Annotated in this window: 14 protein-coding genes; 8 read left to right on the top strand and 6 right to left on the bottom strand. The window is 60.4% G+C overall.

Annotated elements, in window-relative coordinates:
* Window positions 1-88 precede the first annotated feature (88 nt).
* The 4 genes from glgX to KGA97_RS13850 all read left to right on the top strand — a co-directional run bounded on the left by glgX (window position 89) and on the right by KGA97_RS13850 (window position 5922).
* Window positions 89-2248, top strand: a complete 2160-nt coding sequence (gene glgX, locus KGA97_RS13835) for a glycogen debranching protein GlgX (RefSeq protein WP_223480932.1) — start codon at window positions 89-91, stop codon at window positions 2246-2248.
* A gap of 215 nt (window positions 2249-2463) precedes the next feature.
* The gene (locus KGA97_RS13840; RefSeq protein WP_192227257.1) at window positions 2464-3222 is read left to right on the top strand and encodes a PIG-L deacetylase family protein; all 759 of its coding nucleotides are present in this window, start codon (window positions 2464-2466) and stop codon (window positions 3220-3222) included.
* 414 nt (window positions 3223-3636) lie between these two features.
* Window positions 3637-4437, top strand: a complete 801-nt coding sequence (locus KGA97_RS13845; protein WP_008041048.1) for an endonuclease/exonuclease/phosphatase family protein — start codon at window positions 3637-3639, stop codon at window positions 4435-4437.
* A 417-nt stretch (window positions 4438-4854) separates the two neighbouring features.
* Window positions 4855-5922 (top strand): autotransporter outer membrane beta-barrel domain-containing protein, encoded by a 1068-nt coding sequence (locus tag KGA97_RS13850; protein WP_223480933.1) that lies wholly within the window; start codon window positions 4855-4857, stop codon window positions 5920-5922.
* Between the two features lie 144 nt (window positions 5923-6066).
* Here the strand turns inward: KGA97_RS13850 and glgB are convergent, their stop codons facing one another.
* From glgB to KGA97_RS13865, 3 genes are all read right to left on the bottom strand, one after another.
* Window positions 6067-8298, bottom strand: coding sequence for a 1,4-alpha-glucan branching protein GlgB (gene glgB, locus KGA97_RS13855; RefSeq protein WP_008035616.1), 2232 nt, complete (start codon window positions 8296-8298; stop codon window positions 6067-6069).
* Between the two features lie 2 nt (window positions 8299-8300).
* Window positions 8301-11642, bottom strand: coding sequence for a maltose alpha-D-glucosyltransferase (gene treS / locus KGA97_RS13860; protein WP_223480934.1), 3342 nt, complete (start codon window positions 11640-11642; stop codon window positions 8301-8303).
* Window positions 11643-11808: 166 nt separating this feature from the next.
* A complete protein-coding gene (locus tag KGA97_RS13865; protein WP_223480935.1) occupies window positions 11809-13803 on the bottom strand; it encodes an alpha-1,4-glucan--maltose-1-phosphate maltosyltransferase in 1995 nt (664 codons plus the stop codon).
* Window positions 13804-14019: 216 nt separating this feature from the next.
* Here KGA97_RS13865 and KGA97_RS13870 point away from each other — a divergent pair, with 216 nt between their 5' ends.
* Window positions 14020-14187: a hypothetical protein gene (locus KGA97_RS13870; RefSeq protein WP_192227263.1), complete on the top strand. Its 168-nt coding sequence runs from the start codon at window positions 14020-14022 to the stop codon at window positions 14185-14187.
* Between the two features lie 110 nt (window positions 14188-14297).
* Here the strand turns inward: KGA97_RS13870 and KGA97_RS13875 are convergent, their stop codons facing one another.
* Window positions 14298-14792, bottom strand: a complete 495-nt coding sequence (locus KGA97_RS13875; protein ID WP_207284273.1) for an MgtC/SapB family protein — start codon at window positions 14790-14792, stop codon at window positions 14298-14300.
* A gap of 121 nt (window positions 14793-14913) precedes the next feature.
* Between KGA97_RS13875 and KGA97_RS13880 the strand changes: the two genes are divergently transcribed.
* The 3 genes from KGA97_RS13880 to mapR all read left to right on the top strand — a co-directional run bounded on the left by KGA97_RS13880 (window position 14914) and on the right by mapR (window position 18302).
* Window positions 14914-15147, top strand: a complete 234-nt coding sequence (locus KGA97_RS13880) for a DUF3203 family protein (protein WP_008035603.1) — start codon at window positions 14914-14916, stop codon at window positions 15145-15147.
* Window positions 15148-15342: 195 nt separating this feature from the next.
* A complete protein-coding gene (gene ccoG, locus KGA97_RS13885) occupies window positions 15343-16773 on the top strand; it encodes a cytochrome c oxidase accessory protein CcoG (protein ID WP_223480936.1) in 1431 nt (476 codons plus the stop codon).
* Between the two features lie 119 nt (window positions 16774-16892).
* On the top strand, window positions 16893-18302 hold the full coding sequence (gene mapR / locus KGA97_RS13890) for a GntR family transcriptional regulator MpaR (RefSeq protein ID WP_223480937.1): 1410 nt from the start codon (window positions 16893-16895) through the stop codon (window positions 18300-18302).
* A 123-nt stretch (window positions 18303-18425) separates the two neighbouring features.
* Here the strand turns inward: mapR and KGA97_RS13895 are convergent, their stop codons facing one another.
* Window positions 18426-19172 carry an SDR family oxidoreductase gene (locus KGA97_RS13895; protein WP_008035597.1) on the bottom strand — a complete coding sequence of 249 codons (747 nt, stop codon included), beginning with the start codon at window positions 19170-19172 and terminating at the stop codon, window positions 18426-18428.
* 241 nt (window positions 19173-19413) lie between these two features.
* Complete coding sequence (locus tag KGA97_RS13900; RefSeq protein WP_192229993.1) at window positions 19414-21522, bottom strand: putative bifunctional diguanylate cyclase/phosphodiesterase; 2109 nt, start codon at window positions 21520-21522, stop codon at window positions 19414-19416.
* Window positions 21523-21650 lie beyond the last annotated feature (128 nt).

Below are 21650 nucleotides of genomic sequence, written 5' to 3' on the forward strand. Positions count from 1 at the left end.
GTGTCATTCAACATTCGAATCGCCTGACACGCCGCCTTCGCGGGCAAGCCTCGCTCCTACAGGGGATTCCCCAATTGCAGGAGCATCTATGACCAGTCCAAAAAAAGCCGCGCCAGAACCTCAGGCCGAGGCTTCGCGAATCCGGGAAGGCCTGCCCTTCCCGCTGGGCGCCACCTGGGATGGTCTGGGGGTCAACTTCGCCTTGTTCTCCGCCAACGCGACCAGGGTCGAACTGTGCATCTTCGATGACGCCGGCGAAGTTGAACTGGAGCGCATCGAACTGCCGGAATACACCGACGAGATCTACCACGGCTACCTGCCCGATGCTCATCCGGGGCTGATCTATGGCTACCGTGTTTATGGCCCGTATGCCCCGGCCAACGGGCATCGCTTCAATCACAACAAACTGTTGATCGACCCCTACGCCAAACAACTGGTCGGCCAGTTGAAATGGTCCGAAGCGCTGTTCGGCTACACCATCGGCCACCCCGACGCCGACCTCAGTTTTGACGAACGCGACAGCGCGCCGTTCGTACCGAAATGCAAGGTGATCGACCCGGCGCACACCTGGGGCCACGACCACCGCGTCAGCGTGCCGTGGGACAAAACGATCATTTACGAAACTCACGTGCGCGGCTTCAGCATGCGTCACCCGTCTGTCCCCGAGAACGTGCGTGGCACCTTCGCCGGGTTGATGGTCGATGACATGCTGGAACACATCCGCAAGCTCGGCGTGTCGACCGTGGAATTGCTGCCGATTCACGCGTTCGTGAATGACCAGCACTTGTTGCACAAAGGCATGACCAATTACTGGGGCTACAACAGCATCGCGTTTTTCGCCCCGGACCCGCGCTACCTGGCCAGCGGCAAGATCGCCGAGTTCAAGGAAATGGTCGCGCACCTGCACGAAGCCAATCTGGAGGTGATTCTCGACGTGGTGTACAACCACACCGCCGAGGGCAACGAACAGGGCCCGACCCTGTCGATGCGCGGCATCGACAACGCCTCGTATTACCGCTTGATGCCCGACGACAAGCGCTTCTACATCAACGATTCCGGCACCGGTAACACCCTGGACCTGAGTCACCCGTGCGTGCTGCAAATGGTCACCGACTCCCTGCGTTACTGGGCGTCGGAAATGCACGTGGACGGGTTCCGCTTCGACCTGGCGACCATTCTCGGGCGCTACCACGACGGTTTCGATGAACGTCACAGCTTTCTCGTTGCCTGCCGCCAGGACCCTGTATTGCGCCAGGTGAAAATGATTGCCGAGCCGTGGGACATTGGTCCCGGTGGCTATCAGGTCGGTCGCTTTCCACCGGGCTGGGTCGAATGGAACGACAAATTCCGCGACACCGTGCGCGCGTTCTGGAAAGGCGACGACGGCCAACTCGCTGACTTCGCCAGCCGGATGACTGCCTCCGGTGAAATGTTCAATCAGCGTGGTCGGCGGCCCTACGCGTCGGTGAACTTCGTCACCGCTCACGATGGCTTCACCCTCAACGACCTGGTGTCGTACAACGAAAAACACAACGAAGCCAACGACGAGAACAACCAGGACGGCAGCAACAACAACCTGTCCTGGAACCACGGCGTCGAAGGCCCGACTGACGATCCCGAGATCAACGCGCTCCGCCAGCGGCAGATGCGCAACTTCTTCGCCACCCTGCTGCTGTCCCAGGGCACGCCGATGCTGGTGGCCGGTGACGAGTTCGCCCGCACCCAGGACGGCAACAACAATGCCTATTGTCAGGACAGTGAAATCGGCTGGGTCAATTGGGACCTGAGCGAAGATGGCAAGGCGTTGCTGAAGTTCGTCAAACGCCTGATCAAGTTGCGCCTGGCCTACCCGATCCTGCGACGCGGGCGCTTCCTGGTGGGTAATTACAACGAGGACATCGGCGTCAAGGACGTCACCTGGCTGGCGCCGGATGGCAGCGAGATGAGCACCGAACAATGGGAGGAATCCCACGGCAAATGCCTCGGCATGTTGCTCGATGGCCGAGCCCAGGAAACCGGGATTCGCCGCAAGGGCGGTGACGCCACCTTGCTACTGGTGGTCAACGCGCACCACGACATCGTCAACTTCACCTTGCCGCAAGTGCCGGATGGCAGGTACTGGACCTGCATGGTCGACACCAATCAACCATCGATCCGCGGTCAGGAGCGCTTCGAGTTCGGCCACGAATATTCGGTCACCGGCCGTTCGCTGCTGCTGTTCGAATTGCAGCGTGAGGAAGAAGAGTGAAATGAATTTACGGAGGTTTCTACATGGCCAGGCAGCGGCCGGATACGGGAGCGACTCCAGCGAAAATTGCGCGATCTGGCACAGCCCGGAGAAAAATATGCACCGGTGGGAACATCGACGCGACGAATAGCGTGACTTGAGCAATACTCTGCTCGCGGCAATCCAGGGTTCGGAGAGCGGCACATTGCTATCAATTAGAACAAGGACGTAGCCCGATGAAATCCGTTTCCATCAGCGACAGCAGCCTTACTGCACAGATCTGGAACAACGCGCCTCAGCTCGACAACATTCCCGTCATCAACACCCAGACCCTGGTCCCGCCCGGCGCCCGCGCCGTGGTGATCGCGCCGCACCCCGGCGATGAAGTCGTGACCTGCGGCGGACTGCTGCAATTACTCAGCGCTCTGGGCCATCCCCTGCAATTGATCTCGATCACCGACGGCAGCGCCAGCCATCCGGGGTCACAGCAATGGTCGGAGAAACGCCTCAGCGTGTTTCGCCCCCAGGAAAGCGTCGAAGCCTTGCGCCGCCTCGGTTTGCCGATGCACAGCCTGAAGTGGATTCGCGGTGGGTTCACCGACAACGCCCTGGCCGAGCGCGAACTTCAGTTGACTCAATTCATCGCGCGGTACTTGCGGCCTGGTGATGTGGTGTTCAGCACCTGGAGCGAGGACGGCAATGTCGACCACGACGTCGTCGGCCGCGCCAGTGCCAAAGCCGCCGCCTCGGTCGGTGCAGCGTTCAACGAAGTACCCGTCTGGGCGTGGCATTGGCCCTCGCGTGATCGCGGGCTGATCCCGTGGCACCGCGCCCGCAAGGTTCGCCTCGACACCTGGACCGTCGCGCGCAAAAGCCACGCCACCCACGCCTACGCCAGCCAGCTCGACGGCGAACCCGCCATCGGTATCGCCCCGCTGCTGCCCCGGGTACTGCTGGAACGCATGCGGTTGCCCTATGAAATCGTCTTCGTCTAAACCAATACCCCCTGCAGGAGCCAGCTTGCCGGCGATGAGGCCCTTGAACCTTGCACTAATCTTGCGGACGCCATCGCCGGCAAGCCAGCTCCTACAAGGTTGTGTCGATCACAGGTTTGAATTTGCCCCCGCCCCTGTAGGAGCCGGCTTGCTGGCGATGGGGCCCTCGAACCTTGCACTAATCTTGCGGACGCCATCGCCGGCAAGCCAGCTCCTACAAGGTTGTGTCGATCACAGGTTTGAATTTGCCCCCACCCCTGTAGGAGCCGGCTTGCTGGCGATGGGGCCCTTGAACCTTGCGCTAATCTTGAAGACGCCATCGACGGCAAGTCGGACCGCAGCGCCCGCTCAAACTGAACTGCCCGCCCCCGCATCAGTCGCATACATAAGCCAGCCTGATTCAGAGGAGTCAAAGTGACCAGTGATTCCAAGCGCCAGACCGTCGAATCGACGCCATTGAACACGCCGCCGGCGATTAATCGACTCAGAGTACTGACGGTCAACACCCACAAGGGCTTCACCGCGCTAAACCGACGCTTCATCCTCCCGGAACTGCGTGAAGCGGTACGCAGTACGTCCGCCGACCTGGTGTTCCTGCAGGAAGTCGTCGGTGAACACGAACGCCATTCTTCCCGTCTCAACAACTGGCCACAGACCTCGCAATACGAGTTCCTGGCCGACAGCATGTGGAGCGATTTCGCCTACGGCCGCAATGCGGTCTACCCCAACGGTCACCACGGTAACGCGCTGCTGTCAAAATACCCGATCCGCGAATACCGCAACCTCGACGTCTCAATCACCGGCCCTGAACGCCGCGGTCTGCTGCATTGCCTGCTCGACGTACCGGGCCACGCCGAAGTCCACGCGATTTGCGTACACCTGAGCCTGCTGGAAAGTCATCGTCAGTTGCAGCTCCAGTTACTCTGCCAACTGCTTGAGTCTTTACCCGACGATGCACCGGTGATCATCGCCGGCGACTTCAACGACTGGCAGCTACAAGGCAACGCCGCCCTCGCCCGCCACGACTACCTGCACGAAGCCTTCGAGCGCCACCATGGTCGCCCGGCAAAAACCTATCCCGCACGGTTTCCGTTACTGCGCCTGGACCGGATCTATCTGCGCAATGCCAGCAGCCATGAGCCGCGGATATTGGGCAGCAAGCCGTGGACGCATCTGTCGGATCATTTGCCGCTGGCGGTGGAAGTGCGTCTTTAGTGTTTCAGGCATGATCCGTCAGGCATCATTGATATTGACAGTAATGTTCTAAGGGATGCGCCCGTGAATCTCGCCGTTCACATCGACTTTCTTACCGACCGTCGGCTGCTCAAACGCCTCTGGAACAATACTTTCACGATGATTTTTCGTACAAACAAGAACTTAGATAAGCGCCAAAAAACAATCAGTTGCAACGGCTAAATTAGACATACCGCTTATCGTTCATTTTCTTGACGCGACGCCATCGGTCTTCTTGACTTGACGTTACTACCCCCGGAAGTACCACCCGGAGCAACCCCCAGACACCCGTCAAAACGGGCCGCCAGCGGCTTGCCCCAGTCCATTCGGTCGCCCCTCAATCAGGGGTAGGAGAGACGCCAGAGCGAGATACCACATGCGACTGCAAGGTAGACCTCCATGAAAACTTCATTCACCCCACAAGAGATCAAAGTTACTTTTTGCACAGTGTCGAGTTCACTCTTGCTGTGTTCATCCATGGAAGTGCAGGCCTCGCCTGCCGAGGAAGAAACAACCCCCTGGTATGACCAGGAGGTCCCGGTGCTCACCTTGCCCTCGCTCGCTACCAACTACCCCGGCCGCTTCAGTGCCAACCCTGATCTGCGAAGTTCACACCTGACCATCGAAGACGCTGCGCCCTCGGCCTGGGATCAGCTCTATGGACAGGTATCGCGTCAGGCACAAACCGATTATCTGTCCCAGGGATTCAGCATTCCTGGCGCCAACGAATTCAAAGGCCCGGCGATCCTCACCCTGCAAAGCGGTAGCGGCCATACCCAGCAGGTCGGGCTGATCGGCGGGATGAGCCAGTTTCAAGGCAACAGCAACGGCCTGCTGACCAGTCGCGCCCTTGCCGCCCCCAACACCGACACCCTCAACCTGCAAGGCCAGAGCCTCGGCGCCTACTGGAGCCTGACCGGCCCACAGGGCTGGCACGTCGACTTGACGGCCAGTGGCGGTCGGGTCAACGGCTTCAGTCGTAATGAACAGGGAGCCCGACAAGCCACCGAAGGCAGCGCAGTCACCTTCTCGGTGGAAGGCGGCTTTCCGATTGGTCTGGGCGACAACTGGGTGGTCGAACCCCAGGCGCAGTTGATCAATCAGCGCATCACCCTGGACACCCCGTACGCCGGTTCCGGCAATGCGTCCTCCAGCGACCTGACATCCTGGAGCGGTCGGGTCGGTGCACGGTTGAAAGGTAGCTACGACATCAACGGCCTCGGGGTCGAACCGTATGTGCGGACCAACTTGTGGCACACGGTGTACACCGGCAATACCGTGACTCTGGATCAAGTCGACAAGATCAGCACCAGCCGCTATTCATCGACAGTCGAAGTGGGTTTGGGCCTGGTGGCCAGAGTGACTCCCGCCGTGAGCCTGTATGTCAGCGCGGATTACAGCAGCAGTGTGGATGAAAATGATTTGAATGGGCTGATTGGCAGTTTGGGTGTGCGGATGCGTTGGTGAGCGTCGGTTTTCAAGAAATGCGTTGTCCCGGCTGACACCATCGCGGGCAAGTCGGGTCGTCGCACCGCTGCTCCCACAGGTACAGCGTGACCCCTGTGGGAGCGAGACCGGCTTGCCGGCGAATGGCAGCGACGCGGTTTCAGATCACCCCTCCGGCCGCAACATCAATACCGCCAACGGCGGCAAATTCAGCACCAGCGAAAGCGCCTGCCCATGGCTCGCCTCTTCCTCGGTAGACGCCCCGCCGCTGTTCCCGTAATTCGACCCGGCATATGTCGCCGCGTCACTGTTGATCACCTCGGTCCAGCGCCCTGCAAACGGCACGCCAATGCGATAGGCCTGACGCGGCACCGGCGTAAAGTTGGCCACCACCAGCACCGGCCGACCATCCTTGCTCCAGCGCAGGAACGCATAAACGCTGTTGATCGCGTCATCGCCAATCAACCACTGGAACCCTTGCGGCACGTCGTCCTGCTCATGCAGCGCCGGTTCTTCGCGGTACAGCCGATTCAGGTCACCGACCAATGTCTTCACACCTTGGTGTTCCGGATACTGCAGCAAGTACCAATCCAGCTGCTGATCATGATCCCACTCGCGCCACTGGCCAAACTCGCAGCCCATGAACAACAGTTTCTTGCCCGGATGCGCCCACATGAAGCTCAGGTACGCACGCAGGTTGGCGAATTTCTGCCAGCGGTCGCCGGGCATTTTGTCGATCAGCGAGTGTTTGCCGTGGACCACTTCGTCGTGGGAGATCGGCAGGATGAAGCGCTCGGACCAGGCGTATACCAGGCCGAAACTCAGTTCGTTGTGATGATGCGCGCGGTACACCGGATCCTGCTGGATGTAATGCAGCGAATCGTGCATCCAGCCCATGTTCCATTTGTAATCGAAACCCAGGCCGCCCTGTTGCGTGCTCTGGCTCACGCCTGGCCACGCGGTGGATTCTTCGGCGATCACCAGTGCGCCAGGGGCTTCGAGGTTGACCACGTCGTTGAGGTGGCGCAGGAAGTCGATCGCTTCAAGGTTCTCCCGCCCGCCGTGACGGTTCGGCACCCATTCGCCGGCCTTGCGCGAATAATCGCGATACAGCATCGACGCCACCGCATCGACGCGCAGGCCATCGACATGGAAATGCTTGAGCCAGTGCAGCCCCGACGCCAGCATGTAGCCGTGCACTTCGGTGCGGCCGAGGTTGTAGATCAGCGTGTCCCAATCCTGGTGGAAACCTTCCAGCGGGTTGCCGTATTCGTACAGCGCGGTGCCGTCGAATTGCGCCAAGCCGTGGACATCGGTCGGGAAATGCGCCGGCACCCAATCGAGGATGACGCCGATGTCGGCCAGGTGACAGGCGTTGACGAACGCGGCGAAGTCATCCGGTGAACCGTAGCGTGCGCTCGGGGCAAATTGCGAGAGCAGTTGATAGCCCCACGAACCGCCGAACGGGTGCTCCATGATCGGCATCAGCTCAATGTGGGTGAAGCCCAGATCCTTGACGTACGGGATCAACCGTTCACCCAGTTCGTGCCAGGTGTACTGGCGCGCGACTTCGCCCAGATCGTCCAGTTCGCACTGCCAGGAGCCAGCGTGCAATTCGTAGATCGACAGCGGCGCGCTTGGTTGTGAACGCTCGACGCGTGCCTGCATCCACGCGTGATCCTGCCATTCGATGCTCAGCGGTGAGGCGACTTTCGACGCGGTGTCCGGTGGCAGCGCGGTGGCCAGGGCCATCGGATCGGCCTTGAGCGGCAGAATGCCGTGGGCACCGAGGATCTCGTATTTGTAAGCCTCGCCTGCCTGCATGCGCGGGATGAACACTTCCCAGACGCCGGTCGGGTGACGCGAGCGCATCGGGTGCCGGCGGCCATCCCAGTTATTGAAATCGCCGACCACCGACACCCGTCTGGCGTTGGGTGCCCACACGGCGAAACGCACGCCGTCGACGCCGTCGACGTTTTTCAGCTGCGCACCGAGACAACTGCTCAAGTCGCGGTGATTGCCCTCGGCGAACAGATACAAGTCCATTTCACCGAGCAACGGGCCGAAGCTGTAAGGGTCCTCGGACACCTGTTCACCGCCGGCCCAACGGGTGCGCAGCACATACGGCTGCGCGTGCTCGAAATGCCCGACAAACAACCCCGGCGTCTGGGTGGCCTCCAGGCTGCCGAGTTCTTCGCCGGAGTCCTTGGCCAGCACCTGAACGCTCAGCGCGTCAGGCAGATAAGCCCGAATGAACTGCCCGCCAGCACCATCGCCATGGGGGCCGAGGATTGCAAAGGGGTCGTGATGTTCAGCGCGTACCAGCGCATCGATGTCCCGGGACCTGGGCAGTAACGCCTCTCTAGCGTGACCCTGTTCCTTGTTCGAGAAACTCATGACTACTCTCCACCAAGATCGGAAAAGGGTTTAAGCCCACTCAATAATCCATATAAACCGTGCAACGGCACGGGCAACCAGGTGGGCCGATTCTCTGCCTCATAGGCCACCTCATACGCCGCTTTCTCCAGACCGAACAACGCCAGCGCGGCGTCCTCGCCTTCCGGATCTTGCCACGCATGAGCAAGACTAGCTGCCGCCAGCCGATAAGCGTCGACAAATGCCTGTCGCGCTTCACTTAAATAGCGATCGGCAACGCGCTGACGGGCCGCCTGCACATCGGCGGTGTGATCGGCGTTGTGCACGTTGATCGTCATCGCCGCAGCGTAGTCGAAGGAACGCAACACGCCGCTGACATCTTTGTAGGGGCTGTGTTTGCCGCGCCGTTCGGCCAGTGGCCGCGCCGGTTCGCCTTCGAAGTCGATCAGGTACGCATCACCCTTGATCACCAGCACCTGCCCGAGGTGCAAGTCGCCGTGGACGCGAATCCGCAGACCACCGACTGCTTTTTTACCCAGTTCCTGGACGTGGGCGAGGATGGCTTTTTTGTTGTCCAGTAAACGGCTGACCAGGGTTTTGTTCGCCGGGTTCAGTTCGCCTTGATGCTGTTTGAGCAACTTCAGCGCGTGCTCCAGTTGCGCCGCGACATCCTTGGCCGAGGCCAGGGCGTCTTTTTGCGTGGTGACGTGCGGGGCGAAGTCCGGGTCGTCGGTAGACGCCGCCAGCACCAGGTGCATTTCACCCAGGCGCTGACCGAGCATAGCGGCGAAGTCTTTCAATTCGCCGAGGGCGTTGTAATGCTGCTCCTGCTCGGACATGGCGTCGGCCAGCTCATCGCGCAGCGCCCGTTCGAGGTTGTTCTGCGTCCATTCCCACGCATCGCCCTGATTGCTCAAATAGCCTTGGGCGATCATCAGCAGATTGTCTTCGCCCTTGGCGTCGCGGCGAACCACCGAACCCAGCAGCGGCGAGATATTGGCAAAGCCTGCGTCGGTCAGGTACGCGCTCATTTCCAGTTCCGGGTGCACGCCCGAGGCGATCTTGCGGATCAGCTTCAGCACCATGGTTTTGCCCACCACCACCGAACTGTTGGACTGCTCGGCGGACAGGTAACGCACTTCCGATTCCGCCGTCAGACCCAGGCCGGCCAGTGCGGCAGTCGGCTCGAAACGGATTTCGCCGCCATCGGAAGGCAACACCGTGTTGTCCTGCATGGCTGACAGCACGGCGCGGATGAAGTGTTCGAGGCTGAAGGCATCGGTGATCAAACCCACCTGCGGTCCGCGTCGCACGCGCGACAACGCCAGTTGCTGCGGCAATGCCGGCCCGACCTGATCGTCCGCAATGAAGCCGAACGGCAACTGGTAACGACTGGTCTGGCCGCCGCTGGTGACTTCGATTTCACTCAACAGCACCGGATGCTGCGCATCACCGAAACGCACGCCGTAGGCCAGATTGACCTTGTCGATGGCTGCGTCCTTGCCGGCGAACCAACGCCGGTTCTGCAACCAGCTCGGCAAGATGCTCTGCTCCAGCGTGCCACGAGACGGCGCTTCGAGCAGTTCCTCCATGCGTTTTTTCAGCACCAGCGTGGTGAAATCCGGCAGGCTTTGCGCCGGCTCGACGTGCCAGCTCGGCATCTGGTTTTCTGCCGCCAGCACAAACCAATAGAAACCGTACGGTGCCAGGGTCAGGAGAAAATTCAGCTGACCAATCGGTGGGAACGCATTCCCGCCGAGCATCTCCACCGGCACCATGCCGACGTAGGCCGACAGGTCGAGTTCTGCCGCTTGCGCGCTGCGGGACACGTTGGCCACGCACAGGATGATTTCGTGCTTGCCGTCGGCACCGGTGAACTCACGGGTGTAGGCCAGAATCCGGCGGTTGCTCGGCGACAGCATTTTCAGGGTGCCACGACCGAAGGCCTTGGACTGCTTGCGCACCGCGAGCATGCGGCGGGTCCAGTTCAGCAGCGAATGCGGGTCGCCGGCCTGGGTTTCGACGTTGACCGACAGGTAGCCGTATTGCGGGTCCATGATCGGCGGCAGCACCAGGCTCGCCGGGTCGGCGCGGGAAAACCCGCCGTTACGGTCGATCGACCATTGCATCGGCGTGCGCACGCCATCGCGGTCGCCGAGGTAGATGTTGTCGCCCATGCCGATTTCATCGCCGTAATACAGCGTCGGTGTGCCGGGCATCGACAGCAACAGGCTATTGAGCAATTCCACGCGACGACGATCACGCTCCATCAGCGGCGCCAGGCGACGGCGAATCCCCAGGTTGATCCGCGCTCGACGGTCGGCGGCGTAGTAATTCCACAGGTAATCGCGCTCCTTGTCGGTGACCATTTCCAGGGTCAGCTCATCGTGGTTGCGCAGGAAAATCGCCCACTGACAGTTGGCCGGGATTTCCGGGGTTTGACGCAGAATGTCGGTGATCGGGAAACGGTCTTCCTGGGCCAGCGCCATGTACATTCGCGGCATCAGCGGGAAGTGGAACGCCATGTGGCATTCGTCACCGTTCAGGCCTTTTTTATCGGTTTCACCGAAGTACAACTGGGTGTCTTCCGGCCATTGGTTGGCCTCGGCCAGCAGCATGCGGTCGGGATAATTGGCGTCGATTTCGGCACGGATCTGCTTGAGGACGTCATGGGTCTCGGGCAGGTTTTCGTTATTGGTGCCGTCGCGCTCGATGAGGTACGGAATCGCATCCAGACGCAAACCGTCGATGCCCATGTCCAGCCAATAGCGCATGACCGAGAGCACGGCTTTCATGACCTGCGGGTTATCGAAGTTCAGGTCCGGCTGGTGGGAGTAGAAGCGGTGCCAGAAGTACTGACCGGCGACCGGGTCCCAGGTCCAGTTGGATTTCTCGGTGTCGAGAAAAATGATGCGGGTACCGTCGTATTTTTGATCGTCATCGGACCACACGTAAAAGTCCCGCGCAGCCGAGCCGGGCTTGGCTTTGCGCGCACGCTGGAACCAGGCGTGCTGGTCCGAGGTGTGATTGATGACCAGTTCGGTAATCACCCGCAAGCCACGTTTGTGCGCTTCAGAGATAAAGCGTTTGGCGTCGGCCATGGTGCCGTAATCGGGGTGCACGCCGCGGTATTCGGCAATGTCGTAACCGTCATCGCGTCGTGGCGACGGGTAAAACGGCAGAAGCCAGATGGTGTTGACGCCGAGGTCGGCAATGTAATCGAGTTTGGCGATAAGGCCGGGAAAGTCGCCGATTCCGTCGTTGTTGGAGTCGAAAAAAGACTTAACGTGAACCTGGTAGATCACCGCATCCTTGTACCAGAGCGGGTCCTTGATAAACGTGGCTGCCTTGGGTTTCTTCGCCATTTGAAACTCCTGTTGAGTTCGAGAAGGTCGCTGGGCCGTACACAGTCCTCCGACGCGATGATTTCCCTGTAGGAGCCGGCTTGCCGGCGATAGCGCTTTGCATTCAACAGTTCCGTTGACTGACCCGTCGCCATCGCCAGCAAGCTGGCTCCTACAAGTCCTGCGTTTAGACGGTGATGCGCCAGATCCCGAACGGCTGATGCGCCGGGTCGATCCGCATGAATTGGTACTTGCCGTGCCAGGTCCAGCGATGCCCGTTCATCAAATCCTCACCCTGGGTGCTGGCGTCGTCGGACAAACCCATTTCCCACAGCGGCAATTCGAAATTCGCTTCCTGAACGTTGTGCGGATCGAGGCTGACGGCCACCAGAATGAAATTGCTGCCATCGGCGCTGCGCTTGCCGAAATACAGAATGTTGTCATTCCAGGCGTTGTAGACCCTTAGCCCCAAATGCGTGTGCAGCGCCGGGTTTTGCCGACGAATGCGATTGAGCTGCGCGATCTCGGCGATGATGTTGCCGGGCGCATTGAAGTCCCTTGGGCGGATCTCGTACTTCTCGGAATCGAGGTATTCCTCCTTCCCCGGCACAGGCGCGGCTTCACAGAGTTCGAACCCTGAATACATGCCCCACAACCCGGAGCCCATGGTGGCCAGCGCCGCACGGATGAGAAAACCGGCGCGCCCCGACTCATGCAGAAACGCCGGGTTGATGTCTGGCGTATTGACGAAGAAATTCGGCCGGTAGCATTCGCGCCACGGCGATTCGTTGAGCTCGGTGAAGTACGTCGACAGTTCATGCTTGGTGTTGCGCCAGGTGAAGTAGGTGTAGCTCTGCGAATACCCCACCTTGCCCAGGCGCGCCATCATCGCCGGCGTGGTGAAGGCTTCGGCGAGAAAAATCACCTCCGGGTACAGCGCCCGCACATCGGCGATCAGCCACTGCCAGAACGGCAACGGTTTGGTGTGCGGGTTGTCGACGCGAAAGATCTTCACGCCCTCCTCGACCCAGCCGACCACGATGTCGCGCAACTCGACCCACAGGCTGGGGATCGCCTCGACCGCATAGAAGTCGACGTTGACGATGTCCTGGTATTTCTTCGGCGGGTTCTCGGCGTATTTGATGGTGCCGTCCGGGCGCCAGTTGAACCAGCCGGGGTGCTGTTTGAGCCACGGATGGTCCTGGGAACACTGGATGGCAAAGTCGAGCGCGATTTCCAGGCCATGGTCAGCCGCTGCAGCCACCAGCCGACGGAAGTCTTCGCGGGTGCCCAGCTCCTTATGAATCGCCTCATGCCCGCCCTCTTCACTGCCAATGGCATAGGGGCTGCCCGGATCGTCGGGGCCAGCGGTGAGCGAGTTGTTCGGGCCTTTGCGGTAGCTGCGCCCGATCGGGTGGATCGGCGGAAAGTACAGCACGTCGAACCCCATGTCGTGGATCATCGGCAGCCGCGAATGCACGTCGTTGAAGGTGCCGTGACGGGCCGGGTCATCGGTGATCGAACGCGGGAACAACTCATACCAACTGGCAAACTGCGCGAGCTCGCGTTCGACATCCAGCGGATACTCGGCGCTCAGGCTCAAAAAAGCGTGGTGATCGGCCTCGGCCATCAGGTCAGCGCTACGCTGGTGCAAAAACAGTGCGACCTGCTCGGTTTCGAGCAACCCGGACAATTCATGGTGCAGCGCGGCCAGCGCTTCGCTGAGTGCTCCTTCAGTGCGTTCGGCCGCCTGCTGGACCTGATTGCGCCCCTCCTGCAACTCAAGACTGACCGGCACCCGGGCCGTGTACTTTTTTTCCAGCTCATAACAGAAGCTGGCGAACTGATCGACCCAGGCTTCGATGCAGAACACATAACGGCCCTGGCGGTCGACGCGGAACTGGCCTTGATAACCGTTGTTGCCCAACTCGCCCATGACGTCGCTCTGCCAGACGTCATCGTCGGCGGCGCGCCAGCGGACCCGGACGGCCAGTTTGTCATGACCGTCGGCGAAGACTTTGCTGGTGACGACCACGTCTTGCCCCACCACCGCTTTAACGGCGAATTGCCCACCATCGAGGGTCGGCATGATGTTTTCGATGGCGATGCGCGGTAGCAGTAATGCCTGCGACAGCGGCATGTGAGGGTTGTAGTTGAGCTCTGTGGGTTTTTCAGCAGTCATCGAGCATCTCTCCTTCACGCCCCATGGACGCTCTTGTACCTGGTCGTCATTCGCGCAAGGCCAGCGGCCCCGGAATGAACTCACTTAAGTTCCGAGCGACCGGCGCCGGTAAAGTTCACGGGGATTTGCCTGGGTATCCGGTGGAATCAATTCCTGCACGAAGTGGTCAACACACTTAAGCACGACTTGCGCCATGTGCCACTGGAGGCTTCAACGATGAGTATTCCAATCCCGGCAGAAACGCCAGATCCGAACATCGACCAACCGACCATTCCGCCGACTGAGCCACAGCCTGTACCCGAGCAGGACCCGCCGGGCACTACCCCGCCACCGCGTGAAGATCCGCCAGAAACCATCCCGCCGGTAATCGTCAGTCCCGAGTGATGCCGCGCCCCCTGTAGGAGCCGGCTTGCTGGCGATAGCGGTTTACAACGCACCATTTGCATTGATTGACACACCGCCATCGCCAGCAAGCTGGCTCCTACAGGACCGTGTCAGTCTTTGTTTTCGAGTAGCTTCACGATCCTCGGCATCACACTGAAAATCCCCAACGCCAGCAACGTACTGAACACCGCCGTCGCCTCGCGCCCCAACCCGGCGGAAACACCAATCGCCGCCGTCATCCACAACCCGGCGGCGGTGGTCAGGCCTTTCACGTGGCCTTCATCACCGTCCTGGTTTTTCAGGATGGTCCCGGCACCGAGAAAGCCGATCCCGGCGATCACGCCCTGCACCACGCGGCTCATGGCATCCGCCTGAGAACCGGACATTTGCGGCACCAGCACAAACAATGCCGCGCCAAGCGCGACCAACATGTGCGTTCGCACTCCGGCCGCCTTGCCCTTGTGTTCACGCTCGAACCCCAGAATCCCGCCCAAAATCGCCGCTATCAGCAATCTGACGGTAATTCGTGTCAGTTGTGAGGCGTCACCGATGTCGGCGAACTCCGCTTGCAGCGTCACCCAAACCTCATGCCACCAGGCGTTCATGGTGCAATCCTTGTAGATGCTCGATAGAGGATGGACCGCGCCGACCATTAATCGGTTGCACAGAACGATGGCGGCCGCGGGTGCCCTAACAGTCATGAACCCGCAGAAAAAGGACCTCTCCATGACTGTGCGCATCGAAAACCAGACCTGCTTCTTCATCACGCAGAACGGCGAAGAAATTCGTCTGTGCCCCGACGTCACCATCATCACCGACGGCGCCAAGGCCATGTCGGCGGTAGACATCGACGGCCAGCGCATTTACATCACCGAAGCAGAAGCCGATGCATTGACCGTAGCAGGTGCAGTGGACGGTCGACGGCATCTGAAGGCAACCAACAGTGATTCGGTGATTTGACTGACCCGGATCAACATCACGCGCGGGCGCCTGATATAGGCGCCCGCGCACCGTTTTGACGGGTGCATCAACTTGTCGCAGGGCGAGGCTCAACGCTCATCTGATCCGCTTTTTATTGCGATACCTGAGTCTGTTATGCAAACAGATCGCCGCTCATAGTGCTCATGCCTGATGGAGGCTGATGAGCGAAAGACCATGAGCGAAAGAATCCCCGTCCGAACCGTAGAACCCGCCCCTTTAATAAAAAGCCATGAACCTTCGCGTCCAAAGATGAAGGCCAAGTCCAGCGACAACCTGATCCACACCCGCAGCTTCACCGGCCTGTTCCGAACCCTGCGCTTGAGCGGTGCGGGGTTTCTGTTTCTGCTGTTTTTCGGCACCGTGTGGTTGAACTGGGGTGGCCGTCAGGCTGTGCTCTGGGACCTTTCCGAAAGCAAATTCCACATCTTCGGTGCGACCTTCTGGCCGCAGGATTTCATCCTGTTGTCGGCGCTGCTGATCATTGCCGCGTTCGGTCTGTTTGCGATCACCGTATTTGCCGGCCGGGTCTGGTGCGGCTACACCTGCCCGCAGAGTTCCTGGACCTGGATCTTCATGTGGTGCGAGAAGATCACCGAAGGCGAGCGTAACCAACGAATCAAGCTGCAAGCCGCGCCCTGGGGCGTGAATAAACTGATGCGTCGCTCGGCCAAGCACACGCTGTGGCTGGCGATCAGTTTGATGACGGGCCTGACGTTTGTCGGTTACTTCACGCCGATCCGGCCGCTGGCCGAAGAACTGCTGACCTTGCAGATGGGCGGTGTCAGCCTGTTCTGGGTGTTGTTTTTCACCGGCGCGACCTACATCAACGCCGGTTGGCTGCGCGAAGCGGTGTGCATGCACATGTGTCCGTATGCACGGTTCCAGAGCGTGATGTTCGACAAAGACACGCTGACCATTTCCTACGATGTCGCCCGTGGTGAAAACCGTGGCCCGCGCAAACGTGAGGTGAAACCTGCCGAGGTCGGCCTCGGTGATTGCATCGATTGCCAACTGTGCGTGCAGGTCTGCCCGACCGGCATCGACATCCGCGATGGCTTGCAGATGGAGTGCATCGGATGCGCCGCGTGTATCGACGCCTGCGATTCGATCATGGACAAAATGGGCTATGCCCGTGGCCTGATCAGCTACACCTCGGAGCACGAGTTGCAAGGTGGCAAGACGCATCTGCTGCGGCCAAGGCTGATCGGCTACACCGCGGTGTTGCTGGTGATGATCGGCGCCCTCGCCCTCGCGCTGGTGGAACGGCCGATGGTGTCGCTGGACGTCAGCAAGGACCGTGGTCTGTTCCGCGAGAACAGCCAGGGGCAGATCGAAAACATCTACAGCCTTAAAGTCATCAACAAGACCCAGCAACGTCAGGACTACCGCTTGACCCTGGTCGATGGCGACGGCTTCCAGCTGCAAGGCAAGACCGAACTGAGCCTGGCGCCAGGCGAAATTGTCGACGTGCCGGTGTCCGTGGCGATGACCACCGAACGGCCGAGCAGCAGCTCGCAGAGCATCAGTTTCAAGATCATCGACAGCGATGAACCTGAGATTTATAGCGTGGCCAAAAGCCGGTTTGTTGCGCCGATGAACCGTTGATCCCTTAGACTGCATCGCCGGCAAGCCGGCTCCTACAGAATCGCGCAGACCTGTAGGAGCCGGCTTGCCGGCGAAGAAGTCACCTCGATTTCACTGAACCACAATGAACCGGGCACTCGATGAAACGCTACGAAAAATTCGCCGACGACATCGCTGAACTGATCCGCTCCGGCGTCCTCGGCCCCGGCCAGCGCGTGCCCTCGGTGCGCTACGCCAGCCAGACCTACGGCGTCAGCCCGTCCACGGTGTTCCAGGCCTATTACCTGTTGGAGCGCCGTGGCCTGATCCGCGCCCGCCCGCGTTCCGGCTACTTCGTCAACACCCATGCGCCGAGCCCGTTTTCAGAGCCGGTGATCAGCAGCCAGGTCAACGAGTCCACCGAAGTCGACGTCAGCGAACTGGTGTTCTCGGTCCTCGACTCGATCAAAGACCCCAACACCGTGCCCTTCGGCTCGGCGTTCCCCAGCCCGACCCTGTTTCCGTTGCAACGCTTGTCCCGCTCCCTGGCCAGCGCCGCCCGGGAAATGGACCCACGCATGGTCGTCACTGACATGTCGCCAGGCAACCCGCAACTGCGCCGGCAAATCGCCCTGCGCTACATGGTCGGCGGCCTGATGCTACCCATGGAAGAGCTGCTGATCACCAACGGCGCCCTTGAGGCGCTGAACCTGTGCCTGCAAGCCGTCACCGAACCCGGCGACCTGGTGGCCATCGAAGCCCCGGCGTTCTACGCCTGCCTGCAAATCCTCGAACGGCTGAAACTCAAAGCCGTGGAAATCCCCGTGCACCCACGCGACGGCATCGACCTTGGCGTGCTCGCGCAAACCCTGGAACGCCACCCGATCAAGGCCTGCTGGTGCATGACCAGCTTCCAGAACCCCATGGGCGCCACCATGCCCGAGGCCAAGAAACAGGAACTGGTGGAGTTGTTGCGCAGCCATCAGGTGCCGCTGATCGAAGATGACGTTTACGCAGAACTCTATTACGGGCAACAGGCGCCAAAACCGGCGAAAGCGTTCGATACCGAAGGGTTGGTGATGCACTGCGGCTCGTTCGCCAAGAGCCTCGCCCCTGGTTATCGCATTGGCTGGGTGGCTGCCGGGCGCTATGCGCAGAAGATTGAGCGGTTGAAGTTGATGACCTCGCTGTGCGCATCGATGCCAGCGCAGGCGGCCATTGCCGATTATCTGCAACATGGCGGCTATGACCGGCATCTGCGCAAACTGCGTTATGCGCTGGAAGAGCAGCAAAGTGCGATGCTGGCGGCGATTGCGCGCTATTTCCCGGCGCAGACTCGCGTCAGCCAACCGGCTGGCGGGTATTTTTTGTGGCTGGAATTGCCGCCGCAGATGGATTCGTTGAAGTTGTTTCAGATGGCATTGGCGCAAGGGATCAGCATTGCGCCGGGGCCGATATTTTCACCGGCGCAGCGGTTCAGGAATTGTATTCGGCTGAATTATGGCAGCCCTTGGGATGAGGCTGCGGAGAAGGCGATGGAGACGTTAGGGCGAATTGTGCGGTCGTTCTGAAGGTTTGATAGTGTTTGGTCTATCGCCTTCGCGAGCAGGCTCGCTCCTACAGTTGACCGTGTTCCACTGTGGGAGCGAGCCTGCTCGCGATGAGACCAGAACAGGCACCACAACACTTGAAGGCTAACGCCCGCCACCAAGATCAACAAACGTCCCCGTCGCATACGACGCCTTATCCGACAACAACCACACAATCGCTTCCGCCACTTCATCCGGCCGGCCACCGCGTGCCATCGGTATTGCCGATTCCAGTTTGCTGACCCGGTCCGGATCGCCGCTCAGTGCATGGAAATCGGTGTAGATGTAACCGGGGCGTACGGCGTTGACGCGGATGCCTTCGCCGGCCACTTCCTTGGACAGGCCGACGGTGAAGGTGTCGAGTGCGCCTTTGGAGGACGCGTAGTCGACGTATTCGTTGGGGGCGCCCAAGCGTGCGGCTACCGAGGAGACGTTGACGATGCTGCCACCCTGGCCGCCATGTTTGGGCGACATGCGAAGGATCGCGTGTTTGGCGCAGAGGATCGGCGCCAGGACGTTGGTTTTGAGAATTTTGAGGATGCGGAATTCGGACATTTCGTCGACCCGGGATTTGTGCCCCACGGTGCCGGCGTTGTTGACCAGTGCAGTGACCCGGCCCAGTTCGGTGTCGACCCGGTGAAACAAGGCGATCACTTCGTCTTCGATGCTGACATCGGCACGGACCGCGATGGCTTGGGCACCGAGGGCGCGGACTTGCTCGAGCACACGGTGCGCAGCTTCTTCGTCGGATTGATAGTTGATGCAGATCCGATAGCCCTGTTCGGCGGCCAACAAGGCTGTGGCGGCACCGATGCCGCGGCTGCCGCCGGTGATGACGATGACTTTGTCCATGCGAGCTTTCCCCGTTCAAGCGTAAGCAGTCGGGGGCAAGAATAACCGTCATCGGCGTTTTTTGCATGGGGTGTTGTGGTGTACGGGCGGACGCTATCGCCGGCAAGCCGGCTCCTACAAGGTTTTGTGGCGGGCCTGAACGATCTGAACAACACGGTCCTCTGTAGGAGCCGGCTTGCCGGCGATAGCGTCTTCGAAATCGACGTAAATCTCACGGCCCCCATCGCCGGCAAGCCGGCTCCTACAGGGGGAGTGACTCGGCGGTAAGCGGTAACGCGGCCGCACGCTCCGCTCGAAGGATGTCGACCATGAAGCGCTCCGCCGGCAGCGGGTGCCCCAGCAGGTAACCCTGCAACGAATCACAGCCCAGCTGGGTGAGGAAATCCTGCTGCACGTCGGTTTCCACCCCTTCGGCGACAATCCGCAAACCCAGTGCCTGGCCCAGCGCGACGATGGCGGAAACGATCGCGGCGTCGTCGCTGTCGCGTTCCAGGTCGCGGACAAAACCGCGGTCGATCTTCAATTCATTGGCCGGCAAACGCTTGAGGTACATCAAACTCGAATAGCCGGTGCCAAAGTCATCGATGGACAAGTCGACGCCCATCTCCGAGAGCTCGTTAAGCACCGTCATGCTCGCATCGGCGTCACTCATGGCGGTGGTTTCGGTGATTTCCAGAGTCAGGCTGTTGGCGGGCAAATGGTGCGTGGCCAGGGCTTTGGCGACACTCTGAACCAGGCCGGCATGGCAGAACTGCAGGGCCGAGAGGTTCACCGCGATGCGCCAGTCGGTGTAGCCGAGCACGTACCACTCGCGCATCTGGCGGCAGGCTTCGTTGAGCACCCAGTCGCCAATCGGGATGATCAGCCCGGTCTTCTCCGCCAGCTCGATGAATTTGTCCGGCAGCAGCATGCCCTGAGTCGGGTGCACCCAACGCAACAGCGCTTCGGCGCCGACCGGCCGGCCATTGCTGGCGTCGAATTTGGGCTGGTAATAGAGGCTGAACTGTTGCTGGTCCACGGCATTACGCAGGTCTTGCAGCAATTGCAGTTGTTTGCGCGCGTTGCTGTTCATCGAGGCGTCGAAGAAGCTGTAGCCGTTTTTGCCCGCGCCCTTGGCGTGATACATCGCCGCATCGGCATTCATCAGCAGCTCTTCGGCCGTTTGACCGTTGCCCGGGTAGAGGGCGATGCCGACACTGGCTGAAATCTGCAAATCATGTTCGGCGACACGGAACGAGCGCGCGATCATTCCGACCTGACGGGCCGCCAGGTTCAGGGCGTCATGTTCGTCGCGCAGTTGCACCAGCAAGACAAATTCGTCACCGCCGATCCGCGCCAGGGTGTCCTGGCTGCGCAGATCCTCGCGCAAGCGCAAGCCGACTTCCCGCAGCAACAGATCGCCCATGTGATGGCCGAAGGCATCATTGACCGGCTTGAAACCGTCCAGATCGATGAACATCAATGCAAAACAACCGCCCTGCTCCTGCACCTTCGACATGGCCTGGCCGATGCGGTCGGCCAGCAATACCCGATTCGGCAAACCGGTCAGGGTGTCGTGCAGCGCCAGTTGGGTGAGTTCACGATTGGCTTCGGTCAGCGAGCGGGCCAGGTCGGCGGTGCGAGCCTCCAGACGCGCATCCAGAATCGAGGTGAGCAAGGCGATGCTCAACACCGCCAGCGTGGTGATCAAGACCAGGCTGTCCAGGCCCTTGCCGCTTAAACCGTTGACGGCCGCGCCACAAAAACTGCCGTCCGGAAACTGCGCTGCGGCCATGGCGGTGTAATGCATGCCGACGATGGCGATGCCCATGATCACCGCCGCGCCGCCGCGAATCAGCCGGACATAAGGTGTGTGCTTGCGCAGGCGGAAGGCGATCCATAACGCCGCGCCCGAGGCGCCAACGGCTATCAGCAGCGATGCGCTGAACAGCGTAGGGTCGTAATCGATGCCCGGCTGCATGCTCATGGCGGCCATGCCGGTGTAGTGCATGGCGCTGATGCCCGCACCCATCACCAGTGCGCCGAACGCCAGTTGCCAGGCCGGTAATTGTGGCTGGCTGACCAGCCACAGGGCGAAGCCGCTGGACAGAAACGCGGTCAGCAGCGACAGCGACGTCAGCGTGACATCGTAGCCAAGGTCAATCGGCAATTTGAACGCGAGCATGCCGATGAAATGCATCGACCACACACCAATGCCCATCGCAAAAGCCCCGCCCGCCGTCCACAAATGCACGGCCCGACCTTTGGCAGTGGCAATGCGCCCGGTCATGTCGAGTGCGGTATAGGAGGCGAGAATCGCTACGAAGAGCGAAATGATAACCAGCGTGGGTGAATAGCTACCGATGAGCATTGGATTTCTCGCGACTACCCCGCCGTACTGCTTCCGTTCTCGGGGGGCAAATCGGGCGATTGTACTGATTGCACAAAAGAACGCACTGAGAAAATTAGCAAAGGGCCATCAAGCCGATGAAACGCTTG

The organism is Pseudomonas sp. BF-B-15, assembly GCF_019946675.1.
Classification (GTDB): Bacteria; Pseudomonadota; Gammaproteobacteria; order Pseudomonadales; family Pseudomonadaceae; genus Aquipseudomonas; species Aquipseudomonas migulae.

What these genes read in the sequence shown, in the direction of transcription:
- KGA97_RS13850 (WP_223480933.1), top strand. Translation starts at nt 4,855, where the DNA reads ATGAAAACTTCATTCACCCCACAAGAGATCAAAGTTACTTTTTGCACA.
- KGA97_RS13840 (WP_192227257.1), top strand. Translation starts at nt 2,464, where the DNA reads ATGAAATCCGTTTCCATCAGCGACAGCAGCCTTACTGCACAGATCTGG.
- KGA97_RS13895 (WP_008035597.1), bottom strand. Translation starts at nt 19,172, where the DNA reads ATGGACAAAGTCATCGTCATCACCGGCGGCAGCCGCGGCATCGGTGCC.
- ccoG (WP_223480936.1), top strand. Translation starts at nt 15,343, where the DNA reads ATGAGCGAAAGAATCCCCGTCCGAACCGTAGAACCCGCCCCTTTAATA.
- KGA97_RS13880 (WP_008035603.1), top strand. Translation starts at nt 14,914, where the DNA reads ATGACTGTGCGCATCGAAAACCAGACCTGCTTCTTCATCACGCAGAAC.
- KGA97_RS13900 (WP_192229993.1), bottom strand. Translation starts at nt 21,522, where the DNA reads ATGCTCATCGGTAGCTATTCACCCACGCTGGTTATCATTTCGCTCTTC.
- treS (WP_223480934.1), bottom strand. Translation starts at nt 11,642, where the DNA reads ATGGCGAAGAAACCCAAGGCAGCCACGTTTATCAAGGACCCGCTCTGG.
- glgB (WP_008035616.1), bottom strand. Translation starts at nt 8,298, where the DNA reads ATGAGTTTCTCGAACAAGGAACAGGGTCACGCTAGAGAGGCGTTACTG.
- glgX (WP_223480932.1), top strand. Translation starts at nt 89, where the DNA reads ATGACCAGTCCAAAAAAAGCCGCGCCAGAACCTCAGGCCGAGGCTTCG.
- KGA97_RS13865 (WP_223480935.1), bottom strand. Translation starts at nt 13,803, where the DNA reads ATGACTGCTGAAAAACCCACAGAGCTCAACTACAACCCTCACATGCCG.
- mapR (WP_223480937.1), top strand. Translation starts at nt 16,893, where the DNA reads ATGAAACGCTACGAAAAATTCGCCGACGACATCGCTGAACTGATCCGC.
- KGA97_RS13870 (WP_192227263.1), top strand. Translation starts at nt 14,020, where the DNA reads ATGAGTATTCCAATCCCGGCAGAAACGCCAGATCCGAACATCGACCAA.
- KGA97_RS13875 (WP_207284273.1), bottom strand. Translation starts at nt 14,792, where the DNA reads ATGAACGCCTGGTGGCATGAGGTTTGGGTGACGCTGCAAGCGGAGTTC.